This window comes from Smaragdicoccus niigatensis DSM 44881 = NBRC 103563 (assembly GCF_000380645.1).
GTDB lineage: Bacteria > Actinomycetota > Actinomycetes > Mycobacteriales > Mycobacteriaceae > Smaragdicoccus > Smaragdicoccus niigatensis.
Genome location: NZ_AQXZ01000012.1, coordinates 105045 through 131788 on the forward strand (window position 1 = coordinate 105045; position 26744 = coordinate 131788).

The window sequence follows — 26744 nt, forward strand, 5'->3', positions numbered from 1 at the left end:
CGAAACATCGTCGCACGCCGCGCTATACGTTGGCGGGCTCCCGCTCCGGTGCTCGTGGCGCCGCAAGGAATGCCCGCCATCCGCCGAAGTGGCTGATATCCGGCGCGCCTTCGAGTGCAAACGGTTCGGCGAGAAATCCGCTGACCGTCGACCCGTCCTGAAGCTGCACCGAACCGATGACCATCGGGCCCGGAATTGCGGCCACGAAGGTGCCGAAGCCAGCCGCGGGGAGGCGCCAGACTTCACCCGCGATGCAGGTGCCGTCTGAGTCCACCCGGCGGAGGCCGGGTTTCGGCGGCACGGTGTCGAGGGCGTGCAGCCGGTACTCGGGTGCGGTTTCCGTCGCGGTCACCAAGGTGCCGCCAGCCTGGACGAGTTGCCAGTTGAGCGGCTGTCCGGACAGATGAGCGCCGACGACGAAGATCTCGAGCTGAGGGTTCAGAAACCGCTGTGCGAGCTCGGCGAGTTGACGGTCCGCGAACGCCGGACCCGTGAGCATCACGCCGAAGGGCAAGCCGTTGACCATCCCGGCGGGAATCGCGATGGCGGACTTGTCGAGCAGATTCGCGAAGTTCGTGAACCGGCCCATCCGCGAGTTCGCGCCGACCGGATCCGCGGCGACCTCGTCGAGCGTCGGATGCCAGGTTGTCGTCGGGGTCAGGAGTGCCGAACAGTCCTTGAGCAGTTCGTCGCCAGCCGTTCCGAGTCCGGCCAGACGCGCGGTGTCGGCGGCCCACTCGGCCGCGGTCTTGTCCTTGCCGGCGAGGATGATCGACGCGACGGTCGGGTCGAGGTCACCCGCATGCTGTTCGATGTGCTCGCCCACGGCGGCGTACCGCTCGGCCACGAACGCCCCCTCATAGAGCAGCTTTGCGGCGTCGAGAAGGGGAGTGATATCGACCTCGACGATCTCGGCCCCGGCTCGGGCGAATAGCTCAACCGCGTGGCCGAAGGCTTCCTTCCAGCCCGCCGCCAGCCCGTCGAGGTGATCGGGGGTCGGCACCGCAATGCGCGGACGACGAGACAGCGAGGGCCGTTCGACCGCGGGACGAGACAGGGGATCCGCTGCGTCCGGACCCTCCATGATCTCCGCGACCGCTCGGGCAAGTCCCAGGTCGCGAGCGAAAACGGTGACGCAGTCCTGCGTGTAGCACGCCGGTACGACGCCGGTGATCGGCACGAGGCCCTTCGTCGGCTTGACTCCGACGATGCCGTTGAGCGCTGCCGGTACCCGGCCGGAACCAGCGGTATCGGTGCCGAGCGCGAAGTCGACCATCCCCAATGCCACCGCGACCGCCGACCCGGACGACGAACCGCCCGAGATGCGGTCCGGTGCCCACGCATTGCGTACCGCACCGAACGGACTGCGCGTTCCGACGAGACCTGTCGCGAACTGATCCATGTTGGTCTTGCCGACGACGACGGCCCCCGCGGCCCGCAACCTCGCAACCGCGGTGGCGTCCGATGTGGGCAGGTACGTGTATGTCGGCGCAGCGGCCGTCGTGGGGAGGCCCTCAACGTCGATGTTGTCCTTGACCGCGAACAGCAATCCAGCGAGCGGGAGCGTGGGATCAACGGTCGCCACCTCGGCGAGAACGTCCTCCCGCGAACGAAGTTCGATCCACGCTTCCGGGCGGTCTGCGGCTTCGATGCGGTCGAAGACTTGATGGGGAGTCATGCGCGCACCGCCGCGAGAACCTGACCCGGCGCAACCTGCTCGCCTGGCTTCACGTAAATCTCGAGCAGTGTTCCGGCAACCGGTGCCGGCACCCGGGACTCCATCTTCATTGCCTCCAGGGACAGGATCGGATCGCCGTCATCGAGCGAGTCGCCGGCCGATGCGTTGAGTTGCCACACCGTGGCAGTAAACGGAGCCGTTACCGGGATCGCCCCCTCCGGGATGGAGACCGATTCCGCCGCAACGACTTCCGGCTCGTCGCGCCGGTCGAATTCGCCCGTTGCCGCCCAGCGTAGCTTCTCGGCCTCGAATGCCGCCGACTGCTTCGTGCGGAATTCGGCGATCGAGTCCGAGTTCTCGCTCAGGAACGCGTTGTATTCGGCGAGCGAGAACGTACCTTCCTTCGTCTCGAAATCGCCGCGTCCCGCATCGGTTTCAGCACGCAGTTCCAGCAGCTCGTCCGCGGTGACGGGGTACCACTCGATGCGGTCGAAGAACCGCAGCGCCCACGGGTTGTCCTGGAACAGTCCGCCGCGACGGAAGCGATTCCAGATCTGGACAGTCCGGCCGACGAACTGGTAGCCGCCCGGACCCTCCATGCCGTAGATGCAGAGGTACGCGCCGCCGATGCCGACCGAGTTCTCCGCAGTCCACGTGCGGGCCGGGTTGTACTTCGTCGTGACGAGGCGGTGGCGCGGATCCAACGGGGTCGCGACGGGCGCGCCGAGGTACACGTCGCCGAGGCCCAGCACCAGATACGAGGCATCGAAGACGGTTTGGTAGACGTCGTCGACACTGTCGAGTCCGTTGATCCGGCGGATGAATTCGATGTTCCACGGGCACCACGGTGCGTCGTCGCGGACACCCGCCATGTACCGCTCGATCGCCAGTCGGGTTGCCGGATCGTCCCAGCTCAGCGGCAGGCGAACAGTGCGCGACGGCACTACGAGCTCATGCGTGGCGGGGACTTCCGATTCCAGTTCGGCGAGCATCTCGGCGAGCTTGCGTGGCGACAAGACTGCGGGATCGGTGTGGATCTGCAGAGACCGGATGCCGGGGGTCACGTCGATGATTCCGGCCGGTGCGTGCTGGGCCAGGGTTTCCTGCAGCGCATGAATGCGCATGCGAAGACCGAGGTCGAGCTCGATGGGGCCGTATTCGACGAGCAGGTTCTCGTCGCCGTCGCGTCGGTAGGTCACCGACGGGCGGTCGTCGGTGGCCTCGAGCCGCGTGAGCACGCCGTCGTCGCCATCGCCGCCGGAACTGCGCACGGTGGCATCGAAGCGCCGTTCGTTGAGCGTCGGCGCATCGGCTTCCCGCACCGGCACGAATCGCACGGTATCGCCCGGGCGCAGCTGCCCGAGCTTCCACAGTTCGCCACTCGCAACGACCGCCGGGCATACGAATCCGCCGAGCGACGGACCGTCGGGTCCAAGGATGATCGGAGTGTCGCCGGTGAAGTCGAGCGCGCCGATCGCGTACGCGTTGTCGTGGATGTTCGACGGGTGCAGACCGGCGTCGCCACCGTCCCGTCGTGCCCACTCGGGCTTGGGTCCGATGAGCCGGATGCCGGTGCGCGCCGAGTTGTGGTGCACCTCGTAGGCCGTTGCGTAGAGCGTCTCGATGTCGTTGCGGGTGAAGAAGTCCGGAGCCGCGTGCGGACCTTCGAGAACGCCGATCTGCCACTCGCTGACGATCGCCGGGCGCCGGTCAACTGGTGTTGCGGCGGGCGCAAGTGTGTCTACCGACCCGACTCGGAGCACGTCGCCCGCGAGCAGTGCCCGACCGCCATGGCCGCCGAACCCGCCGAGCGTGAAAGTCGACGTGCTGCCGAGGTACTCCGGCACGGAGATACCGCCGCGGACGGCCACGTACAGCCGCAGGCCGGGTCCGGGAGTCATTGGAATCGACAGCGTCGCACCCGCCGGAATGTCGAGCGGTTCCCACTGTGCCGCAGCTTCGCCGTCGACCGTGACCGCCACCGGAGCGCCCGTGACGCAGACGATGGTCGAGTCAGAGAAGCGGAGTGTCAGGCCTCCCGCGGTCACTTCGAGACCGGGTGCTTCCGCCAGGTTTCCCACGGCCAGATTCGCCTCGGCGAAGGACACCCGATCGAACGGTCCGCTCGGCGGAACGCCGATGTGCCAGTAGCCGATTCGACCCGGCAGATCTTGAACGGTGGTGAGCGGACCGGAGGTGATGACGTCGATGCGCGGCTGCGGATCGGCCGTCGTCGCCAGGGTCGAGGTCGAATGCACCGCGGCGCGGAGGTCGACGAGGTCGGTGAGAGACCGAAGCAGTCCGAGGTTCGTGACGATCCCGTCGACGCGGCTCGCGTCGAGCGCACTGCCGAGCAGATCGAGTGCGTCGTCTCGCGTGGCACCACGCGTGATGACCTTGGCCAGCATCGGGTCGTAGAACGGCGACACCTCGAGACCGGTCTCGACATACCCGTCGACGCGGACGCCTGGTCGCTCATCCGGGAAGTGCGCGTGCGTGACGAGCCCAGACGACGGCAACGACTCCTTGGCGGGGTCCTCCGCGTAGATGCGGGCTTCGACGGCGAAACCGGCGGGCCGCCACGTGCGGGTGAACACGTCGTCCGCCACTGCGCCGTCGCGGGCGAGGGTCAGCATGAGCTCCACGAGGTCGACGCCGTAGACCTCTTCGGTGACCGGATGCTCGACCTGCAAACGCGTGTTGACCTCGAGGAACGCTGCTTCCTCGCGAATCGGGTCGTAGACGAATTCGACCGTTCCGGCGCTGCGGTAGTCGACCGAGGCCAGCAGATCGCGCGCGGACGAATGCAGTAGTTCGCGCACATGATCCGGGAGGGCGGGCGCCGGTGCTTCCTCGATGACCTTCTGGTTGCGGCGTTGGAGCGAGCAGTCCCGATCACCGATCACTGCGACACGGCCGAGGCCGTCACCGAACACCTGAACTTCGACGTGGCGTGCCGGCCGAACGAGTCGCTCGAGGAACACGCCGGCCGAACCGAAGTTCGCCGCGGCAAGTGCGGCAACGCGGTCGAATGCGGCGCGCACCTCGTTCGCATCGGAGCAGGCCAGCATGCCGATTCCGCCTCCGCCTCCGGTGGCTTTGACCATCACCGGGAACCCGACGAGTTCTGCTGCGGCGACGGCCGCGTCCGCGCTGGCGAGCAATTCGGTGCCCGCCAGAAGTGGCACGCCGGCCGACCTCGCCAGCGCACGAGCGGTGTGCTTCTCGCCGAAGGCGATGATCTGGTCGACGGTCGGGCCCGCGAACCGGAGCCCGGCAGCGTCGATCGCACGAGCGAATTCGATGTTCTCCGAGAGGAATCCGTAGCCGGGGTGAATGATCCCCGCGCCCGTCTCCAAGGCCGCCGCGATGATCGCGTCCGCGCGCAGGTAGGACTCGCGGGCGGGCGCGGGACCCAGTCGGACGGCATGGTCGGCTTCGCGCACGTGGGGTGCGGCACGGTCGGCATCGGAGAAGACTGCGACCGTCTTCATGTTCATTGCGCGCGCAGTACGAATGACTCGGCGCGCGATCTCACCTCGGTTGGCGATGAGAACGACGTTGGGATCAAGCATCTGGCGTCACCACGATCATTCGAAGCGGCGTCGGGTTGAAGTCGTTGCACGGATTGTTCATCTGCGGGCAGTTGGACACGATGACGAGCACGTCCATCTCGGCGCGGATGGCGACCCGCTTTCCGGGCCCGGACATCCCGTCGACGATGCCCAGGGCACCGTCTGCCTCGACCGGCACATTCATGAACCAGTTCAGGTTCGACACCAGATCACGCGCACCCATCCCGTGCCGGGAAGCTTCGGCGAGGAAGTTCTCGCGGCATCCGTGGTGGTACATGACGTGGTGGCCGTAGCGGAGAGTGTTCGATTCCTTCGAGCACGCACCGCCGATCGTGTCCTGCCGGTCGATCTCGTTGGCAACGACCGTCATCAATGGGCGACCTTCGTTGCTGCGCAGTACCGTTCCGGTTCGAACGTAGGCGTTCGCCTGCCAGGCCAGAGTGTCCGGAACGCTGTAGCGCTCGTCGGTGTTCTCGGCGTTGTACATGATGCAGTCCGCGGACTGGTTACCGCCGACGTCGACGATCGTGAGCACTTCACCCTGCCGGACGACCGCCGACCACGGGCCGTTGGAGGCGACGCGTTCGTCGAGAACGACCGTGCCGGCGACGAGGCTTTCGCTCCAGTCGAGTTCAGAATCCGGTGCATACACAGCACCGACGGGAACGGTGGTGTTCATAGTCCTCGTGCCTCCGCATAATCGATGGTGTTGAGGTAGGCCCGCGTGAGTTCCGGTGTCGCGCTGAAACGTTCGTCCGACGGACCAGTCGGGTCGCCGCGCCAGGCGTGAACGCGGAGCGGCCCGACGGAGTAGTCGTCGCGGGGGTCGAGCGGGTGGGCCACGTTGGCGATGAGCACCAGCAACGGCAGTTCCGCCACCAGTTCGACAAAAGTGCCGGCGCCCGCCGAACCCTGCCATTGCAGGGTCCCGTCCGGTGCAACTCGCACGCCCTGGAAGAACGAGATGCTCGGCGGCAGGTCCCGCCGAGTCAGCCCGTGCTTCGTCGCGGCTTTGACGAACAGGCTGCGCCCGGACGGCGTGGGTCCCTCGGGTCGCGTGTCGCCGTATTTGTGCAGGTTCCACGCGTCCGTGGTGGTGCCGCAGAAGGCGTCGTGGTGGCCTGACGTGTCGGCGGTGATCGTCGCGAGCACCCGGCCGTCGCCCGACAGCAGCGGGTGGTTCGCACCGAGGTACGCCTGCCACGGGATCTTCTGCGTGTCCGCGACATTGAGCCGTTCGACGGGTTCGAGGGCGTTGAACACGAGAACGTGCGCGCACGCCTCGCCAGTCGGGTCGTCGAGGCGAAGCCGGCTGCCGCGAGCGAGGACCTTGTGGGTGTACCCACCGGGTGCCACGGTCTCGGCCCAGGTCAGCTTCGCCGGGTCGACTCCGTCCGGACAGAACGGGCTCGACGATGCGGGCAGGTAGGGCATCCATTCACTGGTCTGCCCACCCTGCGCGCGAGCGTCGGCTCGGGCGTTGAGAACGCTGTCGGTGAGGTGATCTTCACGGGTTGACGTGATGGTCATCAGATTCCTTCAGGCCGGAACCGGCGCGGGGACGTGGGTGTGCGGAATGTGCGCGAGCTCGATCGTGCGGTGCAGACGACGCAGGAAGAAGTACGCGGCGCCGCCGAGCAGGCAGATTCCGGTGAACAGGAGAGCGCTCCACTGCAGCCACCAGGTGCCGCCGGTGAGGTCGTAGATCTCCGGCCGCGGCCACATGAGGTTGACGATCATGCCGATCTGGTAGAGCACGGCGACCACGTTGATGGCGATGCCGAACTTGCCGAGCGAGAACTGCGGAACGCCGTCTTCGTCGACGCCACTGGGGAAGTGGTCGGTCTTGAGGTGCTTGATCCGGGTGAAGAGCAGCGGCAGGGTCACGCCGAGGTAGGCGAGGTACAGCATGCCGATGCAGAGGCTCGCGAGCGCGGTGAAGATCGCCGACTGGTTGATGTTGACCGCGAGGGCGATCATCGCGCCGAGTCCGACGACGATCGAGGTGATGATCGGCGTGCCGGTGCGGGGCGAGACCTTGGCGAGCTGCTTGTGGAACGGCAGTGCCTTCTCGCGGGCCATCGAGTACATCATTCGAGCGCCCGAGGTCTGGACCGCGAGGGTGCACACGAACACCGCGACGGCGACGCAGCACAGGAGGAGCCGGCCGAGGACATCGCCGAGGCGCTCGGTGAGGACCCAGGCGAGACCGCCGGTGGCGAGGTTGCCGTCGGTGAGGCTCGGGGCGGCCATGAGCGCCGCGAGAATCAGGAGGGCGCCTCCGATACCCGAGATGATGAGTGCGCGAAGAATCGTCTTGGGCGTCGTCTTGCGCGGGCTGTGGGTCTCTTCGGCGAGTTCGCCGGCAGAGTCGAAGCCGACCATGACGTAGGCCGCCATCAGCGACGACGCGAGGAACGCGGAGAAGTAGCTCCCGGTTCCAGACCATCCCTCGGTGTGGAAGATGACGCTCGGTCCGCGCTCCGGCAGGAAGAACAGAATTGCGACCAACACGATCACGCCGATGATCTCGACCGATACGCCGATGCTCGTCGAGATGGCCATCTGCCGGATCCCGAGGATGTTCACCGCGGTCGTGAAGACCAGCAGGATGATGCCGAGCAGAACGGCGTTCTGCGCGCCGGTGGGCGATGCCAGTGACGGGTCAGCGCCAGAGCCGCCGACGATCTGGAAGCCAGACCAGATACTCGGCAGCACGGCCTGAACCGCAATCGCGGCGGCGGCGACCGTGAGGATCTGACCGATGATCATGATCCAGCCGACGAACCATCCGGTCGTGGTGTTGGCCAGGCGGCTCGACCACTGGAAGATGACGCCCGATACGGGCCAGCGGGCCGCGAGTTCGGCGAAACACAGCGCCACGAGAAGTTGGCCGGCGAACACCAGCGGCCACGCCCAGAAGAACGTCGAGCCGCCGAGCGCGAAGCCCAGGCCGAAGAGTTGGAAGACAGTGGTCAAGATCGAGACGAAGGAGAAGCCCGCGGCGAACGAGGCAAAGGTACCGACACCGCGGTGCAATTCCTGCTTGTAGCCGAAGTGATGGGCAGGGGGAGGCGATACCGGGGCAAGACTTGGGGCGCTCATGACGACCTCCGGGACGGGGCAGAAGCATTACCTATCGGGTGACAGGTAATAGCTTCTGACCGGTTGGAGGCGCCTGTGAGTCGGTGCGGTTAAGAACGGATTTCCGATGTTGCTTCTGTGTTTCAGATCACTCAGCGGGCATCGGGGACCTCGATGAGACGCCCTGATTTCACGTCGTAGATGAAGCCGTGGACCGGGATTCGAGCGGGCACGAGGGGGTGCGACTTGATGCGGCGAACGTCCTCGACCACGCTCTGCACCTGATCGCGGATCGTGAGCCAGTCGATGTAGTCCGCCTCGCGGGAGCCGGGACCGGTGCCGACGTCGTAGAAGCCGCTGTCGCCGAGTGCGGCTGTTTCCAAGCTGTTGGCGAGCAGGCCGCGGATGACCTCGTCCGTGAAGAACTCCATGCCGCAGTCGGAGTGGTGGATGACGAACCATTCCTTCGTGCCGAGCAGTTTGTAGGAGATGACGAGTGAGCGAATGGCGTCGTCGCTCGCGCGTCCGCCCGCATTGCGGATGACGTGGGCGTCGCCTTCGGCGAGGCCGGCGTACTTCGCCGGGTCGAGCCGGGCGTCCATGCAGGTCAGAATGGCGAAACCGCGTGCGGGCGGCAGCGCAAGGTCGCGCTTGTCGCCGAATGATTCGGCGTAGGCCTCATTGCTGGCGAGGACTTCGGCGAGAACAGACATCGGGACTCCTTGAGGTCAGGTCGGGTGAGTACCTGAATTCAAGGAGTCCCGTGACGGTCGGCACAGACTTTGGATCAGTCCGATTCTTTCGCGGCTATAGGGGCATCGCCGCGGTAGCGGGCGTAGTAGGCGGCCATGTCGTCGGCCTCGCGTTCATGCTTGCGTGCGTCGACAAGGTCGCCGTCGAGTCCGTGCTGGGTCAGACGGAACCGTCGGTACACGGGGCTCAGTGCGATGGCGAAGTAAATGAACGGGATCACCAGCGGCAGCGTGATCACCATTCTGGTGATGATGTCGGCCGGCAACAGGTAGGCGGGGGCGACCAGGAGAACGACCGGGGTGGTGGCCCGGATGACGAGCCGTGCGGTGGCGCCGCGACCGGTGAGGTCTTCGCGCACCCAGTCTCGCAATTCCGGCGGCAAGACCTTGCCGTAGCAGTAGGCGAGGTACTGGCCGATGGTCGGCTTACGAACGTCGGTGTTGCGCATTGCATGCTCCTGAGAGGTTACTTTGTGTGCAATTTATCTGTACACCAATTATTTGTATGATGGCAATGTGACGAACAAGACGATTCCCGGAGTCCAGAACCCACTCGCTCTGGAACAGCAGGTGTGCTTCGCATTGGCGATCGCTGCGCGCAGCGTGATCGGGCTCTACCGTCCGCTGCTGGAACCGATGGGACTGACGCACCCGCAGTACCTGGCGATGCTGGCGCTGTGGGAGCACGAACCTCTTCGGGTCAACGAGCTCGGCAAGCTTCTCCAGCTCGACCCGGGCACGTTGTCGCCGCTGCTCAAGCGTCTGGAGGCTTCCGGTTACGTGACCCGCTCGCGCGATCCGCACGATGAGCGCGCACTTTCGGTTGCCCTGACCGCAAAGGGGTGGGCACTGCGCGACGATGCGCTGAACATTCCGCCGGCGGTCGTGGAACGGCTCGGGAAGGACGTCTCCGAACTTATGGAACTTCATCGGCGGTTGACGGAGGTCATCGCCGCTGCGACAGACTGACACTTGTCGGAGGGCAGTGTCAGAGTCGCGTCGTGGCTCTTGAATTACGTGGAACGAACCTGCGGCACTTCATCATCGGCGAGGCGCGCAAGCGCGACTTCATTTCGATCGCGGAGGTGATTCGTGCGGCCGAGGAGCAAGGTTTCTCCTTTTCCGGCAGGCCTTCGAAGGCTGTGTCGGATGCCCTCCGCTGGGAGACCCGTCGCAATCGAATGCGCAAGCTGGATCGCGGCGAGTACCGAATTGGATGCATTCCGCCGACTTCGGAGAAGCGGATCGATGAGCGACTCCGTCTGCTCAAGGTCGCGGTCGGGCGCGGGATGACGCTCGATGACTTGAAGAGCAACCCGGGTTACTTCATTCCCACCGGAGCCGAAGACGACGAGGAGTGGTGAGCGGAGGCGGCCGTGTCCTCGTCGTGGACCACTCTGAGCGACAAGCAGCGACTGAGCGACAACTGCCTGCTGTCGCTGAGTCGCGCATTGTCGCTATTAGTGGTCGGCGACGAGGGCGGCGAGCCCCGCAGGTCATCGAATGGTCACGGCATACGCACTGGTCAGAAGTCTGACGCGGGGTTAGAAATAGTGCATGACCAGCGCGATCGTGTTGTCCGGAGGCGCGAACCTCGGGTCAGTCCAAGTCGGGATGATGCAGGCAGTTATCGACTTCGGGGTCCGTCCGGACTTCGTGGTCGGGACGTCGGTCGGCGCGGTGAATGGTGCGTGGCTCGTCGGTGGGCGGCCACTTCATGAGCTCTCGGATCTGTGGTGCGCGATGCGGCGAACCGACGTGTTTCCCACGAGCGCAGTGGGCACTCTGCTCGGGTTCGCGGGCCGGCGCAATCACGTCGTGGGCAATCGCGGAATTCGCCAGTTGCTCGAAAAGCATCTGACGTTCGATCGCCTCGAAGATGCGCGAATTCCGTTCCATGTCATCGCCACGGACGTCCTGACCGGCGGCGATGTATGCCTCAGTGCGGGACCGGCGATCGATGCGGTCCTAGCGAGCGCGGCGATCCCCGGCGTCTTCCCGCCTGTCGAGATCGACGGGAAGACCTTGATGGACGGTGGCGTCGTCAACAACACGCCTATCTCGCACGCGATCACTCATGGTGCGGACACCGTGTGGGTTCTGACGACTGGGTACTCCTGCGCGCTGGCTGCGCGGCCGAACTCCGCGTTGGGGATGGCTCTGCACGCGCTGGAATTGAGCATTCATCAGCGTCTTGCGCTCGACATCGAGCGATATGCCGGCGTTGTTGACCTGCGAGTTGTCCCGCCGTTGTGTCCGGTCGAAGTTCCCCCGACCGACTTCAGCCAGGGCGCTTCTTTGATCGACCGCGCTCGCGTACACACGACCGCGTGGCTCGAAGAGACACATGCGGGACAACTCGCCAGGCCGGCGCCCGAAACGGTGTTCGGGCACGGCCACCCTTAGACGCTGACGGGGGTCCGCCCGGCATAGGCCGCTAGGCGATCGATCGCCGGCGCGTCCTCGTGGGCCCGGACTTCCTCGGCGAAGGACCGTCCGCGACCTGCGGGGACGAGTGCTTCGGCAAGCTTGCCGATGTAGGCAACGAGGTCGTCGTGAACCTCGAGTACCTGTCCGCTGCCCTGGGCGAGATCCCACGCGTGAAGAAGGATCTCGACCGGCAGAATGCTCGCGGCGAAGGCGGCCGGCATCTCGCCGAACGGACCCTGAACCATCCCGTCGAGTCCGCGCGCACGCCATGCCGACAATGCCTGCTCGCCAGCCGTCGCAATGCGGGACTCGGCTGAACCTGAGCCCGCGTCGATCGACGCGCCGGCCATTCCGCCGAGCTGCTGCAGCGAAGTCACGACGTGATCGACGAGTTGGCCGCAGTTGAAGTCGCTGCACGGCGTGGGCCGGTTCGGGTCGTCCACGCCCAGCGCAACTCTCTGGAGGAGGGCGAGCGCCGACTCGGCGGCCGACAACTCGGTGAACTCGCGGGGGAGTCCCACCCATTCGTCCGGTCCGGCGTCGCCGTCGGTGGCCGCCACGAGCAGGCGGTTCATGAAGTGTTCCCAACCTTCGGCGTGGCTGACTTCCTGCTCGGCGGTGAGTCCCTCGTGGATCAACGTGACCTTCGTGCCCCCGTCGATCGGGTCGAGAGTGATGGTGACGGTCGAGGCATCCGGCGCGAGCTCCTCGCCTTCCCAACCCCACCCGAACACGATTCGTTTACCCGGCTCGATCTCGCGGTAAGTGCCCATGGCGATGCTGCCCGGGACGATCGTGAACCGGTAGGTTCCGCCGACCCGAAGGTCGACGGTTGCGGTGACTGTCTTCCAGCGGCGTAGACGTTCGGGCTGGGTGACCAGGGCGAACGCGTCGTCGACTCCGATGGGCAGGTCGACGGACTTGATGCAGGTCATGATTTTTCCTTCTGGTTGAGGGCGTGAGCATCAGCGACAAGCTGATCGAGTTCGTTGGTCCAGAACCGATCGATTTCGGCCTGAAGTTGTCGGAGTCCGGCGGGCACCACCCGGTAGATCCGCTGCCGTCCGGACTTCTCGGCCTCGACGAGGCCAACGTCCGCGAGAAGCAGCAGATGTTGCGAGATCGCCGATCGGGTGACGTCGAACTCGCCGGCAATGTCCGTCACCGTCCGAGGCTGCTGAGCCAGCAGCTGGAGGATGCGGCGCCGAGTGGGCTCGGCGGCAGCGGAGAGAGCGTCGATCACGATTAATACGTTAGTCACCACTAACGCATAATGCAACAGTCGTCGCTAACGCATTTTTTTGGGTCAGTTGCGAACGAGGACCGCGACGGGATAGCGCGACAGGACGGCAGCCGCGTCGATCGGGCCGGTGTGTTCGGTCCCGGTGATGCGATCGATCCACGCGCCCGCCGGCAGATTGAGGCGGGTGGAACCCCAGCCGATGGACCGTGCCGTTGAACCGAGTCGCAAAGTGTGACGACATCGGGTTCGGTGGCCCGCGAGGTCACCCAGAGCTTTGCCGCTCCGGTGCCGTCCACGGATGGCGCGCTGTCGGAGCCCGATGAGCGACTTCGCCTGCTCAAGCTCGCGGCCGAGCGTGGAATGACTCTCGACGATCTCAAACGGAACCCCGGCTACTTCATTTCAACCGGGCGCGAAGACGACGAAGAGTGGTGAGCGGAGGCGCCGACGAGAGCGGCGGGCCCGCGGAAGATATCAGCGAGCGTGTTCGTCCTCATTGTGCATTCGAAGGGCTGCGAACGCGCCCGCTACCTCGCCGGTGACGACCATCTTGTCAGCGAGCGACGACCGCAAGCGGACGGGAAGCTCGGGCGCGAACCTCGAGAAGTACGCGTAGAGCCATTTGGTATCACTGGCCAGGAAGGGATAGTCGGTGCTCATCATCCGGCGAATGATCAGCATCGGAACGGGGGCGTCCAAGGGGCGGAACTCGCGGTTCCACAGCCCCTCCTGCGTGCACCCGGGGTAGAACTGGCCCAGCATTTGGCCGCGAGCGACGAACTCTGACTTGCGCAGGAAGTGGATGTCGTCGATGCGCTGGAATTCCGTGAGACCGGGCATGGCGACGATCATGGTGTGCGTGGCTTCGTCGGGCGATTGGCGTCGGAGTTCGGTGAAGAGTGTTGCCGCGTCGTCGATCGCGGCGTGAATCGTCTCGTCGGTGAGGGTGCGGTCATCGCCGTCGAGGAACGTGACCCACACGGTCTTCTTCTTCAATGACGTCCGTACGAAGGGACAGACTGCGCCGGTGCGTCCGAGTTCGGCCAATGGCCGCGTGAGGAAATCGGACATATATGCCGCAAGGATGCGCGCGCACGAATGGCGTGTGACGGACGTCGCGACGTCATCGAACAGGTTCACCCATTCGAGTTCCGTTGTAGCAGCAGTCATTGCCCGCATGTGATTCCTCCGTAATCGTTCGCCGCATGATCAATTCGGCGCAGAGCGGAACCTGGATGGGTCGATTGTTGACCGGCCTCCGATCAGTCGCGGACGAGAATCGCCACCGGGTATCGCGACAGAACCGCAGCCGCGTCGATCGGGCCGGTGTGTTCGGTCCCGGTGATGCGATCGATCCATGCGCCAGCCGGCAGGTTGAGGCGGGTGGAACCCCAGCCAATGGACCGTGCCGTGAACCGAGTGGCAAGCGCAACGACATCAGGTTCGGTTGCGCCACGGGCAAATCCGATGACGTGTTGCGCGGCGGGGCCGCTCGCGTAAACCGGCCAATACCCGCCATCGACGAAGCTTTCCGGGCGTTCCTGCCGCAGCCGAAGGCACCGCGACGTCACCCAGAGCTTGGCAGCCCCGGTGCCGTCGACAGGTGGCGGGACGTCGACGGCGTCGAGCCCCTCGAGCAGTGCGCGGCGCTTCGCGTAGTTGACCAGCCGACGGTTGTCGGGGTCGACGAGCGAGTCCTCCCACAGTTCAGTGCCCTGGTAGACATCCGGCACCCCGGGTCCGCACAGTTGGAGCACCTTCTGCCCGAGGGAGTTCGCCCACGCGTGCGGGGCGATTTCGACAACGAACGCCGTGATGGAATCCGCGGTCGGACCGAGCATGACGCGGTCGATCCATTCGTGGATCAAGGCTTCGAACTCGAAGTCGACGGCGTTCCACGACGTGCGCGTCGCGTTTTCCCGAATCGCTTTTTCGACGTACTTGTGGACCCGATCCGCGTCGGGAAGTCCACTGAGCGGCCAGATTCCGAACAGGGTCTGCCACAGGAACTGCCCGATCGCGGGATCCGGCGAAGGAGTCGAATTCTCCCAGCGGGCAACCTCTTCCGCCCACCGACCGGGTACCTGCGACAGCACGGAGATCCGTGCGCGAACGTCCTCGCCCCGCTTCGTGTCGTGCGTCGACAGCGTGGTCATCGAACGCGGCCAATGCCGGGCGCGGTCCGCGTTGGCGAGATGCAACTCCGCCGGGCTGAATCCGAATTTGGCGGGGTCCGAACCGACTTCGTTCAGGCTGATCAGACGCGTGTCCTGGTAGAGGAATCGATCCTCGACGGCCTTGGCGCCGATCGAGACGCACAGCTGGCCGAACCGCGACAGCACTTCACCACCCCGAGCGAGGCCTTCCACGAGCGCGTCGAACTCGGGTCCTTCAAAGCGCCCGAGAGTGCGCGCCAGGATTCCTTCGTTGGGTGCGGTGTCCGCCCGGCCGACAGGCATCGCGACCGCCGCCTCGATGATCGCCAGTCGAAGTTCGGTGGACGGCTCGGGCGCAATGCACCGTGCGAGCCGGTCGATCTCGCCGCTGAGTGATTTGGCCACGATCGCCCGCTTCAAACTCTCGATCGACGCGGTGTGTGCTGCGGCTGCGGTGAGCGCGGATTCTCCGGACGGATCGACGAAAACTCCGCAGATCCGGGACAGCGCTTCGTAACCGGTCGTCCCGTCGATGGGCCACGTGCGGTCGAGCGGCTCGTGCTCGCCGAGAACCTTCTCCGCGACAATCCAGCCGGACCCGACCAATTCGCGCAGCCACGCGAAGTATTGCGCCGGATCGGCGAGGCCGTCGGGATGGTCGACGCGAACCCCGTCGATGACGCCTTCGCTGATCAGCTTCCCGATCACCCGATGGGTTTCGTCGAAAACGTCGGGGTCTTCTTGTCGAAGGGCGGCGAGTTCATTGACCGTGAGAAACCGGCGATACGTGCTCGGTGCGGTCCGCCACTCGACGAGCCGGTAGGCCTGGCGATCGTGGACCTCTAGCGGGGTGCCGGGCAACGTGCCGGGACGGATCGGAAACCGCATGGCGCGCAACGCGAGCAGTGGTTCGTCGCCGGATTCGTCGATGGCCAGGTTGTCGAGGTCATCGGCGGTGTCGAGAACCGGCAGGGACAGGCCGGCGTCCCAGTCGATGTCGAAGAAGTGCGCATGCGCGGAGTCTCGGCCGTACAGGAGGACATCCCACCACCAGGCGTTCTGCTCGGGATGGCCGACCCCGAGGTGATTCGGAACGATGTCCGCGATCAATCCCATTCGTCGGCTGCTCGCGGCGTGGGCAAGCGATCGCAACGCGCCTTCGCCGCCGAGGTCGGCCGAGACCGTCGTCGGGTCTGTGACGTCGTAGCCGTGGAGTGACCCCTTGACGGCGGTCAGCACCGGCGACAGGTAGGCGTGCGAAACACCAAGGGCAGCAAGGTAGTCGACGATTGATTCGGCGGCGGAGAAGGGGAAGGCGTCGGGTCGCAACTGGAGTCGGTAGGTGCACGCCAGCGGGTGCATTTGTTCAGTCCATTCGTTTGAGAACGAGGAGCATTCGGCCGCCAACGGTGACGTTGCTGCCGGCTTCGACGGTTGCTTTCACAATGCCGGTCGGCGTCGACGTGTCAAGAGCAACTTCCCAATGGTTGCCATAGATGCCGCTGGGCAGGTGGAATTCGAGCGCCTCGTCGTGGGCGTTGAAGCACATGAGGAACGAGTCGTCTTCGACCCGCTCGCCGCGTTGATTCGGTTCCGGAATCGACTGCCCGTTGAGAAAGACACTCAACGACCGGCCGAAGTCGGCTTCCCAGTCTTCGGGCGTCATCTCGACGCCGGCGGGAGTCAGCCACGCGATATCGCGCAGTTCCTCACCGGAGCGAATGGGCCGACCGTCGAAGAACCGGCGTCGGCGGAAGACCGGGTGACGCTTGCGCAGCTTGATGACGTTCTGCGTGTATTCGAGCAGGTCAGGATCCTTGTCGGCGAGCGTCCAGTCCATCCATGCAAGCTCGGAATCCTGACAGTACGCGTTGTTGTTGCCCTGCTGCGTCCGGCCGAATTCGTCGCCGTGCAGAAGCATCGGCGTGCCCTGGCTGAGCATCAGCGTCGCAAGAATGTTGCGGATCTGGCGCTCCCGCAGTTCGTTGATCGCCGGATCGTCCGTTGGGCCTTCGACGCCGCAGTTCCAGGAGCGGTTGTGGGACTCCCCGTCGCGGTTGTCCTCGCCGTTCGCCATGTTGTGCTTCTCGTTGTAGGACACCAAGTCTCGCAACGTGAAGCCGTCGTGCGCGGTGACGAAGTTGATGCTGGCGCCGGGGCGGCGGCCGGTCGCTTCGTAGAGGTCGGACGATCCCGTCAGCCGGGACGCGAACTCGCCGAGCGTGGCGGGTTCGCCCCGCCAGTATTCGCGCACGGTGTCGCGGTACTTCCCGTTCCACTCGGTCCACAGGCCGGGGAAGTTGCCGACCTGATAGCCGCCGTCGCCCACGTCCCATGGCTCGGCGATGAGTTTGACCTGGCTGATGACCGGGTCCTGCTGCACGATGTCGAAGAACGCGGACAGTCGATCGACGTCGTGCAGCTCGCGCGCGAGCGTCGAGGCGAGGTCGAACCGGAAACCGTCGACGTGCATCTCGAGAATCCAGTACCGGAGCGAGTCCATGATGAGCTGCAACGTGTGCGGATGCCGGGCGCTGAGGCTGTTGCCGGTACCCGTGTAGTCCATGTACTTCGACAGGTCGTCGTCGACGAGTCGGTAGTAGGCGTGGTTGTCGATACCGCGGAAGCTGATCGTGGGACCGAGGTGGTTCCCTTCGGCGGTGTGGTTGTAGACGACGTCGAGGATCACCTCGATTCCCGCTTCGTGGAACGTCCGGACCATCGCCTTGAACTCCGACACCGCCGACGCCGGCTTGGCCCCGGAGCGGTATTCGTTGTGCGGCGCGAGGAAACCGAACGTGTTGTAGCCCCAGTAGTTGCGCAGTCCTTCGTCTCGAAGTCGCTGGTCTTGCATGAACTGGTGCACCGGCATGAGCTCGATCGCGGTGACGCCGAGTTCCAGTAGGTGCTCGATGATCACGGGATGTGCGAGGCCCGCGTAGGTTCCGCGCAGTTCCTCCGGGATCTTCGGATGGGTCGCGGTCATGCCCTTGACGTGGGCTTCGTAGATGATCGTCTCGTGGTACGGCCGACGTGGGGAACGGTCGTTCAGCCAGTCGAAGTACGGGTTGATGACGACTGTCGTCATCGTGTGGCCGAGTGAATCCAAGCCGTACGTGTGCAGCGATTCGTCTCCGTCGAAGTCTCCGTCGAACGCTTTTCCGTAGGGATCGACGAGCAACTTGCTGGGGTCGCAGCGATGGCCGTTTTCCGGTTCGAAGGGCCCGTGAACACGGTAGCCATAGCGCTGACCGGGCACGACGTTCGGAAGGTAGCAGTGCCAGACGAAGCCGTCGACTTCGTCGAGCGGGATGCGCGTCTCAGATCCGTCGCGCGCGATCAGGCACAGTTCGACCTTCTCCGCGATTTCGGAGAACAGCGAGAAGTTCGTGCCAGCGCCGTCGTATGTGGCGCCGAGGGGGTAGGCAGTTCCCGGCCACACCGAAAGGGGCGACGGGTCGCCGGCATTCGGTGCAGGTGCAGCCATAGGTGTCAAGGCTAGCCGTGTTGCTGGTGGGTCGAGGGGATCATGACCAACCGACCCCGTGTTGTTGCCTCAGTTTCATCGGGTTCTGAGCGGGTAGGTCACTCCTAGCCCCGAATACCGATTCGGGGATTCGAATTCTGGAGGATGTTATGAGTGCTATCGACAAGGCGAAGAACAAGGCCGAAGAGCTCACTGGCAAGGCCAAGGAGGCGTTCGGCCGTGCTACGGACGATAAGAGCACCGAGAACGAGGGTCGAGCTGACCAGGCCAAGGGCAACCTGAAGCAGGCCGGCGAGAACGTCAAGGACGCCTTCAAGAGCTGAGCGCTTCTGTGAAAAAGCGGCGGTCCGGGATGGACCGCCGCTTTACATTTCCGGGCAGCGCTCAGTCGCCGCTAGCCGCGACTGCCGTGCGCCCGTAGCGGGCGCGCGCTTCGGTCGGGGTGACGATCGTGTCGGTCAATGGGGGTTCGCCCTGGAGGGCGTTCTCCCAGACCGACACCAACGAAGGCGCGGCAAGCCGGGCGACGCGAGTGCGGATCGGCAGTGGCGTCACGGACGCCATCAGCGCCCTCATCGTCGGGATGACGGCAGCATCGATGGCTGCGTTCTGGTCGATGCTGCTGAGCTGGCGCATCCACCGGGGCAACGTGGCGATGACCGCAGGGGTCAGGCGTCGAGCGACCGCGGCAATCATCGGGTTCGTCGTGGTGGCCGGGGGATACAGGATCTGACGCGCGAGGCGATCGGAATGTTCGGTCCAACACAGCCGAGAACGCTCGTCCTCGAAGTACTGGCGAACACCGTCCCGGCTCGTCGGAACCTTTGCAGGGTCACACGTCTGGAGTTCGGCGGCAATGACGCAGTCTGCCCAATAGCGGGCCTCATCCTCCGCGGACAACTTTCCGGGACCGAACATCTCGTAGCACTTCAACACCGAGTGCCAGCCCGTCATATGGATCCACAGTTGACTGTCGGGATCGTTCGCGCTGTACCGCTTACCGCTGACCGGTTCGATTCCGGTCGCGCGGGCGTGCACCTTCTGGAGCAATTCGGCGGCCTCGATCGCGGATCGGCTGTCGCCTACCGCCACGATCGTGAAGTACGTGAGAGTGCTGTCCAATCGGCCCATGGGATCGGTGTAGATGCCCTGCGTGTCGGTGACGGCAGCAGCCAGGAAGGGGTCGAAGGCCTCGACGGCAATTGACCGCTGAAATCCGAGAAGTGCAGTCGGACTCGTCCACACCTTCCACGTCGGCGAGCCGGGGCCGAAGAAGCCGTGGTCCACGCGACGCCGCGTGGCGTCGAACGGAAAGCCTTGACGCGCCAGCATGCGCGGTCCGGTGCCGGTGAGGGTCTGGGTTGGGGACACTTGGATGCTCCTTTGCATCAGGGACATTGGTCAGGCGGCTTCGAACGCGCGGCAGATCATCCGCCCGTAGAGCGCGCCGAGTTCGTCTGGAGTCCAGGGGGATTCGGGGTCGAGGAGAGACTTCGCGGCGGCTTCACACGACGCCATGAACATCTCCATGAGGGCTGGCATCTTCTTGTCGAGGTCGGGGGTTGCCCACCACGCCTCGAGCGCCGGACGAATCCAATCTGTGGCGTGGTAGCGCAGCGCCTGGCGGGCCATGGTGAAGCGGGTCACCAGTGCGGGGTCCGGGTCGGCGGAGAACAGCAGTCGCCACGTGTCCGGACGGCTCGCGACGAACCGCAGCAACGACGTGAAACCGGTGATCCACGCGTCTTCGGGCGCCTTGCCGGCCGCGGAGTGTAGGGCGTCGAGCAGGCCGTCGAGCAACAGAGTGCCCTCGCGCTGGATCAGGGCCTGGATGAGTTCGACGCGGTCCGCGTAGCACTTGTAGACGACCGGTCGAGTGACGCCCATGTGGTCCGCGACGGCACCAATGGTGACGGCACCGATCCCGGAGGCGACCGCGATATCGAGGGCGGCGTCCAAGACGAAGGGGCGGCGGCGTTCCGGCCCGAGGTGAGGTGCACGAGCTTTGGAAGTCGTCTTCGTTGACGTGTTCACGCGGTCAATGTAGCAAGTATGTTGGACACATTGCTACACCGTTGCATCAAAATGATTCATCGATGTATCGTTTCCGGCCGTGACGACTCTCTTCAATCCCCAGTCAACGGACTTCTCGGAGTTCGACGCGCGTACGCGCGAGTGTTTCCAGGCGACGATCGACTTCTTCGAATCCCGCGGCAAAACGTGGCTCAAGCAGCAGGATCGCGACCGCGTTTGGTACACCGAGTACCTGGAGATGCAGAAGAAGGAACGCATTTTCGCGACCTTCCTGACTCCCGCGTCGGAGGCCAACGGAGACCCGGACAAGCGCTGGGACACCGCCCGAATCACGATGTACAGCCGCATCCTGGGCTTCTACGGAATGCAGTACTGGTACGTGTGGCAGGTCACGATCCTCGGTCTCGGACCGATCTGGCAGTCGAAGAACGCCGTCGCCCGCAAGCGTGCGGCCGACCTTCTCGAGGCAGGCGACATCTTCGCCTTCGGCCTCTCGGAGAAGGAGCACGGCGCCGACATCTACTCGACCGACATGGTCCTCACGCCGAACGCGAGCGGCGGATTCTCCGCGACCGGCGGCAAGTACTACATCGGCAACGGCAACAAGGCCGGCATGGTGTCGGTGTTCGGTCGCCGCTCGGACATGCCGATCATCGACAGTTCGGACATCGAGAGCTACAAGCCCGACTCCGACTTCGAGGGCTACGTCTTCTTCGCGGCGGACAGCCAGCACAAGAACTACAAGCTCCGCAAGAACGTCGTCGATGCGCAGATGTACGTCGCGGCCTTCGACCTCGAGGAGTACCCGGTCGCCGAGGAAGACATCCTGCACGAGGGTAAGCACGCCTTCCATGCGGCGATGAACACCGTCAACGTCGGCAAGTTCAACCTCGGCTTCGGCGCCGTCGGTCAATGCGAACACTCGCTTTATGAGGCGATGACCCACGCCGAGAACCGCATCCTCTTCGGCAAGCGTGTCACCGAGTTCCCGCAGATCCGCCGTCTGACCGCCGAAGCGTTTGCCCGCCTTGCGGGTATGCGGCTCTATGGCGAGCGGGCCGTCGACTACATGCGTTCGGCCAACGCGGACGACCGTCGCTACCTGCTGTTCAACGCCATCGAGAAGATGAACGTCACTCGCGAGGGCGAGAAGATCACGATCATCCTGGCGGACGTGATCGCCGCCCGCGGGTTCGAGAACGACATGTACCTGCCCATGGCGATCATGGGTTCGATCGGCCTTCCGCGCCTCGAAGGAACCGTGCACGTCAACATGGCGCTGTCGCTGAAGTTCATGCCGAACTTCATGTTCCGGCCGGCCGATGCCGGTCTGGCGGCACTTCAGGCGCTCCGGGTGGGCACCGCTCCGAAGAGCGCCGTACGTGCGTTGTCGACTGGTCTTCGCGCCGCCAGCCACGCGGTCGTTCCGGTTGCCGAGCGCATCCCGGGTGCACCGAAAGCGCTGCGTTCGACCGTGGTTCCGGAAATCAGCCGTCGCCGTGACGCCGTCAACGACGACTTCCTGTTCGAGCAGGGCCCGAGCCGTGGTCTGAGCAAGATCGCGTTCGCCGACTGGCGCGAGGTCTTCCGCAAGTTCTCGCACATCCCGAACGTCGCGGTGTTCACGCAGCAGGCCGAAGACTTCCAGGCGCTGCTGGTGGCGGCGAAGCCGACCGCCGAGCAGCAGCGTGACGTCGACTTCCTGTTCGCGATCGGCGAGCTGTTCACGCTCCTGCCCTACGCGCAGCTCATCCTCGAGCAGGCCGAGATCGAGAACACCGATGCGGACATTCTCGACCAGCTCTTCGAGGTCTTCGTCACCGACTTCTCGAAGCACGCCACGACCTTGCACTGCAAGACAACCGCAACCGCGGCGCAGAAGAAGCGGGCCCTCGACCTGGTTCGGGAACCGGTCGGCAACCCGGAGCGCTTCGAGCGTGTAGTGAACATGGCACGCAACCTCGCCAACACCTACGAGATGAAGCCCTAGGCGTAGTGCCACCGTCAGACGCCGCCGATACACTCGGCGGCGTCTGACTCGTTTGGGGAGAGGGGCGCGACATCAATCCGGTCGTGCGCCTTGCGCTGTTTGTGGTGGGTCTCTTCGCGGTGTGGCTCGTTGTGCACACCACCGGCATCATCGATCCGGATGCGGTGCGTGGCGCCATCGAGAGCGCCGGCCCGTTCGCTCCGCTCGCCTACATCCCCATTTCCGGTGTTCTCGGTGCGATCTTCGTGCCCGGGCCGATTCTCGCGGGGATCAGCGGTTACCTTTTCGGGCCGATTGTCGGAACCGTCGTCACCCTCGGCTCAGCGATCGTCTCGGCCTTGATCGCGTCCTTCGGCGGCCGCGTGGCCGGACGCGAAGGCGCGCGTCGAGTCTTGGGGGACAAGCGCACCGCGTGGCTCGATCACCAGATTCAAACCCGCGGACTGTGGGCCGTGGCTGGGCAACGACTCATCCCCGGCATGCCGGATGCGCCGGTCAACTACTCATTCGGCGCCTTGGGTGTTCCCGCTTGGCAGATGGCTGCCGGTACGGCGATCGGTTCGGCACCAAGGGCTTTCGTCTACACGGCGCTGGGAGCGGTCATCCACAACCCGTCGCCGTGGCTGGGCATCGCAGCCGCGGTCATTTGGATCGTCATGGCGATTGTGGGGCTCGAGGGGGTCCGTCGGATGTGGAAGAGGCGGCATGAGGTGCCGGCGGCGCCTGCCCCGTCCGACAGTGCAGAACCCCGCAGCTAGGCTCCGAACGTGGACCCTGCGCAGATCACGGAAACCGACAAGGCCCTCGTCTGGCATCCGTACACCGGCTTCCCGCCGTCGATGCAGCCGCTGGTTGTCACGTCCGCGCAGGGCACTCGGCTGACGCTCGCCGACGGACGGGAAGTCGTCGACGGCATGAGTTCGTGGTGGGCGGCGATTCACGGCTACCGGCACCCCGTGCTCGACAAAGCGGCCAAAGATCAGCTCGACCGCATGAGTCATGTCATGTTCGGTGGGCTCACGCATGAACCCGCGGTTCGGCTTGCCGAGCTGCTCGTCGAGATCACGCCGCCGGGGCTCGAGCGGGTGTTCCTCGCCGACTCCGGATCGATCTCGGTCGAGGTCGCCATCAAGATGGCGTTGCAGTACTGGCGGGCGCAAGGGAACAACCGCAAGTCCAGGCTCCTGACCTGGCGTGGGGGCTACCACGGCGACACGTTCATGGCGATGAGCGTGTGCGATCCCGAGGGTGGCATGCACTCGCTGTGGACCGATGTCCTGCCGCAACAGATCTTCGTCCCGGCGCCGCCGCGCGACTACGACCAGGCGTATGCCGACCTGTTGGAGACCGAGATCGCGCGGCAGGCGAGCGACCTCGCCGCAGTGATCGTCGAACCCGTCGTTCAGGGCGCCGGTGGCATGCGGTTCCACGATCCGCGATATCTGACCGACCTGCGCCGCATCTGTGATGCCAATCAGGTTCTGCTCATCTTCGACGAGATCGCCACCGGCTTCGGCCGCACCGGCGAACTGTTCGCTGCGAACCACGCCGTCGTCAGCCCCGACATCATGACGGTCGGCAAAGCGATCACCGGGGGTTACCTGACGCTCGCGGCCGCACTGTGCACTCCGGAGATCGCCGCGACGATCAGCGCCGGCCATGGCGCTCTGATGCACGGCCCGACATTCATGGGGAACCCGTTGGCGAGCGCGGTTGCGGTGGCGTCCATCGAGCTGTTGCTGTCGCGCGACTGGAAGTCCGACGTCGCGACAATCGAGGCGGCCCTTCTCGATGGGCTTGCCGGGGCACCGGGAGAGGTTCGGGTGCGTGGCGCGATCGGGGTGATCGAGCTCGATCACCCCGTCGACATGGCCGCTGCAACGAAGGCCGCCGTCGACGCAGGCGTCTGGTTACGCCCGTTCCGCAACCTCGTTTACTGCATGCCGCCGTACGTCAGTTCGGCTGAGGACCTGGCGTTGATGTGCGCCGGCATGCACGCCGCTGCAAAAGCTGGCTAATCGGTCGTTGTCAATCATCTGTTTGTCTGTTTCTGCCGGTGGTTAGCCGGTCCGAAGCGGTCTGTGTGCCAGGTGAGATTGACGTAAGAAAATTGTCATTGTCTGACAGCGAGATCCCCATTGACAAGTCTGTAACAGAGAGTTTACTGAATGTATGTCGCCCATACATTTCAGCCAGGGCGGCAGTCGGGGGATTGGTTCACCGGGAGGTAAAAAATGGGATGGCACCGGCACTACTTTGCATGGCACGGCCGCGGCGACGGATCGGGCAGCGGCGGAAGCAGCAGCTCGGGCTCTGGCGGCAGCTGGGGTGGATGCTAAGCGCTAGCGACTAGCGCGCTGCCCTCGTCAGTTTCAACTGATGAAAGGCAACACTCGTCGACGAGTGAAAATGACTGTGCCGCCGCGTGATTCAGCTCCACGGCGGCAGAGCCATGAGCAGGGGAGTACGGGTTGGCGAGCCCGGCTTCAGCGCTTCTTATCGCCACTTCCCGCAGACGACAAGAACATCGTCGCGGACGCGCCGACTGCCCAGTTGCGGGCCGTAGGGCGGCGATTCTTCCCTTTCCTGAGGCCGTATAGACGGCAGTTGATCTTTGTTGTTCTGCTGACCGCAATTGCCCCTGCGGCGGATGCCTCGGCATTGTGGATGTGGAAGCTCCTGATCGACAAAGTGATCGTTCCGCACGAATTCGCAATGTTTGCACCGCTGACCCTTGCGTTTGCCGGATTGTCTCTCGCGAGCGTCGCGCTCGGCGCGCTGGGGCGCTATCTGGGGACGTGGGCCAGCGCGAATTTTGTGCTGAACCTGAGAACGACGATTTTTCGTCATCTGGAGCGGTTGTCGCTCGATTTCTTCGACCGCGGACGCCGCGGCGACGTGCTCACACGACTCAACAGCGACGTCGACGCGATCCAGACTTTCACCCTCACAGGCCCGATTCAGGGCCTGTCTTTATTCTTCAAAATCGGCTTCTTCACCATCGCCTTGTTCGTGATCTCGTGGAAGCTCGCGCTGATCGCGGCGCTCACCGCACCGGTCTTCGGGTTGATCGGCCGGACGGTCGCACGCCTGCGACGCAATGCAGCGCGAGAAGAACGCCGGCTTGCGGGTGTCGTCGGTGCGCGAGCACAGGACGCGCTCGCCGCGATCCCGCTGGTCCAGGCATGCAACCGCGAAGATCACGAATCTGATCGGCTGCGCCGAGACGGGTACGGCGTTCTCCGCGCACAGCTCGCAACCGCCCGCATCAAGGGGTTCTACGGCGTCATCGTGGAGGTCGTCGAGCTGATCGGCGGCACCGCGATCATCGGCGCCGCCATCTATCTGCTGGCTCATGGGCAGATCACGATCGGTGGATTGCTCGTCTTCATGGCCTACCTGGTGGAACTGTTCTCGCCGATCCGGGCACTCGGTCAGTTGACGAGCACGATGTTCACTGCGCTGGCCGGCGCCGAGCGCGTCATCGAACTGCTCGACGAGAAACCCAAGGTGACCGATCATCCGGACGCCGTGACACTGCGGCGGGTGACCGGCGCCGTGAGTATCCGGGACGTCTCGTTCCACTATGAGACGAAGGAGACCGCGGCCCTTCACGACATAACGTTCGACGTCAGCCCGGGCGAGATGGTCGCCGTCGTCGGTGCGTCCGGCGCGGGTAAGTCGACGCTTGCCAAACTGATGGTGCGGTTCTATGACGTCCAGCAAGGGTCGATCAACCTCGACGGCACCGACATCCGGAAGGTCAAGCTCGAAAGCCTTCGCACGAACATCGGCATCCTCAGTCAGGAGGCCCTCGTTCTGCACGCTTCCGTGGCGGACAACATCAGTTACGGCCGCCCGGATGCGACCCGCGAACAGATCATCGAGGCTGCGAAGGCGGCCGACGCGCACGCATTCATCAGCACGCTCGCCGAGGGCTACGACACCCAACTCGGTCAGGACGGGCACCTACTGTCCGGTGGTCAACGCCAGCGCATCGCCGTGGCCCGGGCGCTCCTGCAGGATTCGCCCGTCCTCATTCTGGATGAGCCGACAACCGGACTCGATGCCGAGTCGATCGGTCGACTGGTCGACCCGCTGCGTGCGTTGGTGGCCGGCCGAACGACGATCGTCATCTCGCACAACCTGCTGCTCGCGCAGGAAGCGCATCGAATCGTGCTTCTCGAACACGGCCGGGTCGTTCAGATCGGCGATCACGAGAGCTTGCTGCGCGGCAGCAGCGTGTACCGCCGGCTGTGGCGGCTTCGCGGGGAAACACCAGGGGATTCAGGGGAATTGAGGGTCGTGCGGTGAA

24 protein-coding genes are annotated in these 26744 nt (G+C 64.8%); 9 read left to right on the forward strand and 15 right to left on the reverse strand.

The features are described from left to right. Positions 1 to 22: 22 nt before the first annotated feature. The 7 genes from atzF to F600_RS0104795 form a co-directional block, all read right to left on the reverse strand. Positions 23 to 1678: an allophanate hydrolase gene (gene atzF, locus F600_RS0104765; protein WP_018159448.1), complete on the reverse strand. Its 1656-nt coding sequence runs from the start codon at positions 1676 to 1678 to the stop codon at positions 23 to 25. Further along, complete coding sequence (gene uca / locus F600_RS0104770; RefSeq protein WP_018159449.1) at positions 1675 to 5253, reverse strand: urea carboxylase; 3579 nt, start codon at positions 5251 to 5253, stop codon at positions 1675 to 1677. Before uca ends, atzF begins: the two co-directional genes overlap by 4 nt. Next, entirely contained in the window at positions 5246 to 5932 is a 687-nt protein-coding gene (locus F600_RS0104775; RefSeq protein ID WP_018159450.1) for an urea amidolyase associated protein UAAP2, read from the reverse strand. The genes uca and F600_RS0104775 overlap by 8 nt, the downstream gene beginning before the upstream one ends. Further along, on the reverse strand, positions 5929 to 6783 hold the full coding sequence (locus tag F600_RS0104780) for an urea amidolyase associated protein UAAP1 (protein ID WP_018159451.1): 855 nt from the start codon (positions 6781 to 6783) through the stop codon (positions 5929 to 5931). Before F600_RS0104780 ends, F600_RS0104775 begins: the two co-directional genes overlap by 4 nt. Before the next feature lie 9 nt (positions 6784 to 6792). Continuing rightward, positions 6793 to 8358 carry an APC family permease gene (locus F600_RS0104785; protein ID WP_040630528.1) on the reverse strand — a complete coding sequence of 522 codons (1566 nt, stop codon included), beginning with the start codon at positions 8356 to 8358 and terminating at the stop codon, positions 6793 to 6795. Positions 8359 to 8489: 131 nt separating this feature from the next. Next, positions 8490 to 9050: a beta-class carbonic anhydrase gene (locus tag F600_RS0104790; protein ID WP_018159453.1), complete on the reverse strand. Its 561-nt coding sequence runs from the start codon at positions 9048 to 9050 to the stop codon at positions 8490 to 8492. 74 nt (positions 9051 to 9124) lie between these two features. Next, the gene (locus F600_RS0104795; RefSeq protein WP_018159454.1) at positions 9125 to 9538 is read right to left on the reverse strand and encodes a DUF5313 family protein; all 414 of its coding nucleotides are present in this window, start codon (positions 9536 to 9538) and stop codon (positions 9125 to 9127) included. A 67-nt stretch (positions 9539 to 9605) separates the two neighbouring features. Between F600_RS0104795 and F600_RS0104800 the strand changes: the two genes are divergently transcribed. The 3 genes from F600_RS0104800 (at position 9606) to F600_RS0104810 (ending at position 11495) form a co-directional block, all read left to right on the forward strand. Next, the gene (locus F600_RS0104800; protein ID WP_018159455.1) at positions 9606 to 10058 is read left to right on the forward strand and encodes a MarR family winged helix-turn-helix transcriptional regulator; all 453 of its coding nucleotides are present in this window, start codon (positions 9606 to 9608) and stop codon (positions 10056 to 10058) included. 32 nt (positions 10059 to 10090) lie between these two features. Beyond that, complete coding sequence (locus F600_RS26980) at positions 10091 to 10453, forward strand: hypothetical protein (RefSeq protein ID WP_018159456.1); 363 nt, start codon at positions 10091 to 10093, stop codon at positions 10451 to 10453. A gap of 193 nt (positions 10454 to 10646) precedes the next feature. Next, entirely contained in the window at positions 10647 to 11495 is an 849-nt protein-coding gene (locus F600_RS0104810; RefSeq protein WP_018159457.1) for a patatin-like phospholipase family protein, read from the forward strand. On the opposite strand, the gene F600_RS0104815 is transcribed toward F600_RS0104810, so the two are convergent. The 3 genes from F600_RS0104815 to F600_RS31490 all read right to left on the reverse strand — a co-directional run bounded on the left by F600_RS0104815 (position 11492) and on the right by F600_RS31490 (position 12990). Continuing rightward, the gene (locus F600_RS0104815) at positions 11492 to 12454 is read right to left on the reverse strand and encodes a TIGR03086 family metal-binding protein (RefSeq protein WP_018159458.1); all 963 of its coding nucleotides are present in this window, start codon (positions 12452 to 12454) and stop codon (positions 11492 to 11494) included. The genes F600_RS0104810 and F600_RS0104815 overlap by 4 nt on opposite strands. Beyond that, a complete protein-coding gene (locus F600_RS0104820) occupies positions 12451 to 12762 on the reverse strand; it encodes an ArsR/SmtB family transcription factor (RefSeq protein WP_018159459.1) in 312 nt (103 codons plus the stop codon). Before F600_RS0104820 ends, F600_RS0104815 begins: the two co-directional genes overlap by 4 nt. A 63-nt stretch (positions 12763 to 12825) precedes the next feature. Beyond that, positions 12826 to 12990, reverse strand: a complete 165-nt coding sequence (locus F600_RS31490; protein ID WP_018159460.1) for a hypothetical protein — start codon at positions 12988 to 12990, stop codon at positions 12826 to 12828. Positions 12991 to 12993: 3 nt separating this feature from the next. Here F600_RS31490 and F600_RS0104830 point away from each other — a divergent pair, with 3 nt between their 5' ends. Then, entirely contained in the window at positions 12994 to 13197 is a 204-nt protein-coding gene (locus F600_RS0104830) for a hypothetical protein (protein WP_018159461.1), read from the forward strand. Positions 13198 to 13236: 39 nt separating this feature from the next. Here F600_RS0104830 and F600_RS26985 read toward each other — a convergent pair whose 3' ends face one another. The 3 genes from F600_RS26985 to glgX form a co-directional block, all read right to left on the reverse strand. After that, a complete protein-coding gene (locus F600_RS26985) occupies positions 13237 to 13932 on the reverse strand; it encodes a DUF6875 domain-containing protein (protein ID WP_245541468.1) in 696 nt (231 codons plus the stop codon). Positions 13933 to 14024: 92 nt separating this feature from the next. Continuing rightward, complete coding sequence (gene treY / locus F600_RS0104840; RefSeq protein ID WP_018159463.1) at positions 14025 to 16280, reverse strand: malto-oligosyltrehalose synthase; 2256 nt, start codon at positions 16278 to 16280, stop codon at positions 14025 to 14027. Between the two features lie 4 nt (positions 16281 to 16284). Then, positions 16285 to 18405, reverse strand: coding sequence for a glycogen debranching protein GlgX (gene glgX / locus F600_RS0104845; protein WP_018159464.1), 2121 nt, complete (start codon positions 18403 to 18405; stop codon positions 16285 to 16287). 149 nt (positions 18406 to 18554) lie between these two features. On the opposite strand from glgX, the gene F600_RS0104850 reads away from it, so the two are divergent. Then, entirely contained in the window at positions 18555 to 18728 is a 174-nt protein-coding gene (locus tag F600_RS0104850; RefSeq protein ID WP_018159465.1) for a CsbD family protein, read from the forward strand. Between the two features lie 61 nt (positions 18729 to 18789). On the opposite strand, the gene F600_RS0104855 is transcribed toward F600_RS0104850, so the two are convergent. Together F600_RS0104855 and F600_RS0104860 are read right to left on the reverse strand one after the other, a co-directional pair. After that, positions 18790 to 19737 carry an oxygenase MpaB family protein gene (locus tag F600_RS0104855; protein WP_040630596.1) on the reverse strand — a complete coding sequence of 316 codons (948 nt, stop codon included), beginning with the start codon at positions 19735 to 19737 and terminating at the stop codon, positions 18790 to 18792. Positions 19738 to 19806: 69 nt separating this feature from the next. Further along, on the reverse strand, positions 19807 to 20439 hold the full coding sequence (locus F600_RS0104860; protein WP_018159467.1) for a TetR/AcrR family transcriptional regulator: 633 nt from the start codon (positions 20437 to 20439) through the stop codon (positions 19807 to 19809). Positions 20440 to 20518: 79 nt separating this feature from the next. On the opposite strand from F600_RS0104860, the gene F600_RS0104865 reads away from it, so the two are divergent. The 4 genes from F600_RS0104865 (at position 20519) to F600_RS26995 (ending at position 26743) form a co-directional block, all read left to right on the forward strand. Further along, positions 20519 to 22429 carry an acyl-CoA dehydrogenase family protein gene (locus F600_RS0104865; RefSeq protein ID WP_018159468.1) on the forward strand — a complete coding sequence of 637 codons (1911 nt, stop codon included), beginning with the start codon at positions 20519 to 20521 and terminating at the stop codon, positions 22427 to 22429. Between the two features lie 83 nt (positions 22430 to 22512). Then, the gene (locus F600_RS26990) at positions 22513 to 23187 is read left to right on the forward strand and encodes a TVP38/TMEM64 family protein (RefSeq protein WP_040630531.1); all 675 of its coding nucleotides are present in this window, start codon (positions 22513 to 22515) and stop codon (positions 23185 to 23187) included. Between the two features lie 9 nt (positions 23188 to 23196). Continuing rightward, complete coding sequence (locus tag F600_RS0104875; protein WP_018159470.1) at positions 23197 to 24447, forward strand: adenosylmethionine--8-amino-7-oxononanoate transaminase; 1251 nt, start codon at positions 23197 to 23199, stop codon at positions 24445 to 24447. A 589-nt stretch (positions 24448 to 25036) separates the two neighbouring features. Beyond that, positions 25037 to 26743: an ABC transporter ATP-binding protein gene (locus tag F600_RS26995; protein ID WP_162141389.1), complete on the forward strand. Its 1707-nt coding sequence runs from the start codon at positions 25037 to 25039 to the stop codon at positions 26741 to 26743. Position 26744: the final 1 nt, after the last annotated feature.